This window comes from Armatimonas sp. (assembly GCF_043760365.1).
Taxonomy (GTDB): domain Bacteria; phylum Armatimonadota; class Armatimonadia; order Armatimonadales; family Armatimonadaceae; genus Armatimonas.
Genome location: NZ_JAYUPA010000001.1, coordinates 1 through 2514, shown reverse-complemented (window position 1 = coordinate 2514; position 2514 = coordinate 1). Strand labels below are relative to the sequence as shown.

The window sequence follows — 2514 nt, the reverse complement described above, 5'->3', positions numbered from 1 at the left end:
GCCATGATCACGGCCTCGGCGAGCGCCGTGGCACCGTCGTACATGGACGCGTTGCTGATGTCCATCCCCGTGAGCTGGCAGATCAGGCTCTGGAACTCGTAGATGCTCTGGAGCACGCCCTGGGAAACCTCGGGCTGGTAGGGGGTGTAGGCGGTGTAGAACTCCGTGCGCCCCGTCACGAACCCCACCGTGGGAGGGATAAAGTGATCGTAGATGCCCGCGCCTAAAAAGCACGGGTGGGAGTCCATCGTGACGGACTTGCCCGAGAGTTCTAAGAGGCGGCGGCGCAGGCTAATATCATCGAGCGCATCGGGCAGCGCGGAGAAATCAGCGGCATCACGCACAGCCTGCGGCAGGTGTTCAAAGAGCGCACTAATGGAGGACGCGCCCACGGCAGCGAGCATTTTTGCGCGGTCAGCATCGGTGTTAGGAATGTAGGACACGTGCGTCTACTCCCCGATCTCGCTCTTGTAGCCGCTGGCATCGAGCAGCTCCGTTAGTGCCTCAGGATCGGAGACACGCACCTGAATCATCCAGCCTTCTTCGTAGGGAGCCGTGTTGATCAGCGCCCCATTGTTGGCCGGGTCATCGGTGAGCGTTTCATTGACGGCGACAACTTCACCCGCAAGCGGCGAGTACAGCTCGGAGACGGCTTTGACGGACTCCACCGTGCCAAAGCTATCGTCGTAGGCTAAAACGCGGCCTACTTCGGGCAGCTCCACATAGACAATATCGCCTAGCTCCTCTTGTGCGTGGTCGGTGATTCCCACCGTGGCGATATCGCCGTCAAGCTTGACCCACTCGTGGGACTTGGAATACTTCAGCTCACTCGGTACGTTAGACATGGTTTCTTTCCTAATATTTTCTCCCCTTCCCTGCCCTGAGGGAAGGGGCCGGGGGATGGGTTCAGACATTTTTATAAAATGGCAGCGGCGCTACCGTGGCGGCGTGGCGTGCGCCGCGAATCTCGACCTCAAGGGCCGTGCCGATTTTTGCGTAGGCGCTCTCGATCCGGGCCATCGCGACCCCGCGTCCTATGGTCGGGGAGAACGTGCCCGAGGTGATGTGGCCAATCTCCCGCCCCCCGCCCGATGAGGGAGCAAAGAGCAGGTAGCCTTCGCGGGGGATTGCCTTGCCTTCAAGAGTGATGCCGACACATTTACGTCTCGGGCCATCAGCCTTCACCGCTTGCAACGCCTCTTTGCCGATAAAGTTCGCGGTTTTGTCGAGTTTCACTACCCAGCCGAGGCGCGCCTCGTAAGGATTGACGGTCTCGTCCATCTCGTGGCCATAGAGCGGCAATGCCGCCTCCAGGCGCAGAGCATCGCGTGCACCGAGACCACACGCAGTGGCTCCCGCGGCGATCAGCGCGTCCCAGAGAGCGGCTGATTGGTCGGCGGGGCAGATCAGCTCTGCGCCGTCTTCGCCCGTGTAGCCCGTGCGGGCCGCCGTGACGGCAATCCCGGCAAACACGGTCTCACCGATACCAAAGCGCGGCAGAGCGGCGATCACATCACCCAATAACCCAATGGCTTTGGGGCCTTGCACCGCGATCAGCGCGGTCTCGTCGGAGACATCGGTGAGGGTAGCGGTGAAATCAACTAGCTTCTCGCGCATCCACGCCAGATCTTTGTCACGGTTGCCCGCATTGAAAATAATCGTGTAGCGCTCGGAGTGCACGCGGTAGATGATAATATCGTCCACCACGCCGCCGTTTTCGTAGCACATCAGGCTGTACTGCCCCTGACCGTCGGTGAGTTTCTGTACATCGTTCACCGTGAGGTAGTCCAGGAAATCCGTCGCCTGTGCACCGTCCAGATAGGCGCGCCCCATGTGGCTCACATCGAAGAGGCCGACGGCTTCCCGGACGGCTTTCGCCTCCGCCATTACTCCCGTATATTGAACAGGCATCTCCCAGCCTGCAAACGGGACCAGACGCGCTGCACTGCGCACGTGGGTTTCATAAAGCGGCGTACGCCGCAAAGTTTCGCTCATGCCGTGAGAGATTATACCCTCTGTTTGTACACTTGTGGAATGGTACAATAGACACGCTTCATGGCCTATCAATCGCTCTATCGAAAGTACCGCCCCCAGACCTTTGCCGACGTCGTCGGGCAGGAGCATGTGGTGCGCACCCTCCAAAACGCTATCACGTCGGAGCGGATCACCCACGGCTATCTCTTTACCGGAACCCGGGGCACCGCCAAGACCACTATGGCGCGCCTTCTGGCAAAAGCGCTCAACTGCCTCTCAGGAAATAATGGTCCGGTACCAGAGCCCTGCAACGCGTGTGATGCCTGTAAAGAGATCACGGCGGGGAGCTGCATTGATGTGATCGAGCTCGATGCCGCGAGCCACCGTGGAGTCGCTGATATTGACGAGGTGCGCAAGCAAGTGGGCTACGGTCCTATGGAGTTTCGCTACAAAGTCTTTATTATTGATGAGGCCCACCAGCTCTCCAGCGATGCCAAAGATGCGTTTCTGAAAACTCTGGAGGAGCCGCCGCCCGGTGTG

The 2514-nt window shown here is 59.6% G+C and carries 3 protein-coding genes and 1 pseudogene; 1 reads left to right on the top strand and 3 read right to left on the bottom strand.

Annotation, left to right across the window (positions count from 1 at the left end; all coding sequences use genetic code 11):
• The 3 genes and pseudogenes from ACH2EH_RS00020 to gcvT form a co-directional block, all read right to left on the bottom strand.
• Positions 1 to 443, bottom strand: a pseudogene (locus ACH2EH_RS00020) (glycine dehydrogenase); the annotation flags it as partial.
• Positions 444 to 449: 6 nt separating this feature from the next.
• The gene (gene gcvH / locus ACH2EH_RS00015; protein WP_395137578.1) at positions 450 to 845 is read right to left on the bottom strand and encodes a glycine cleavage system protein GcvH; all 396 of its coding nucleotides are present in this window, start codon (positions 843 to 845) and stop codon (positions 450 to 452) included.
• Positions 846 to 906: 61 nt separating this feature from the next.
• Positions 907 to 1995, bottom strand: a complete 1089-nt coding sequence (gcvT, locus tag ACH2EH_RS00010) for a glycine cleavage system aminomethyltransferase GcvT (protein WP_395137576.1) — start codon at positions 1993 to 1995, stop codon at positions 907 to 909.
• 60 nt (positions 1996 to 2055) lie between these two features.
• Here gcvT and ACH2EH_RS00005 point away from each other — a divergent pair.
• Positions 2056 to 2514, top strand: a 459-nt coding sequence (locus ACH2EH_RS00005) for an AAA family ATPase (RefSeq protein ID WP_395137574.1), incomplete at its 3' end; no start/stop codon positions are given.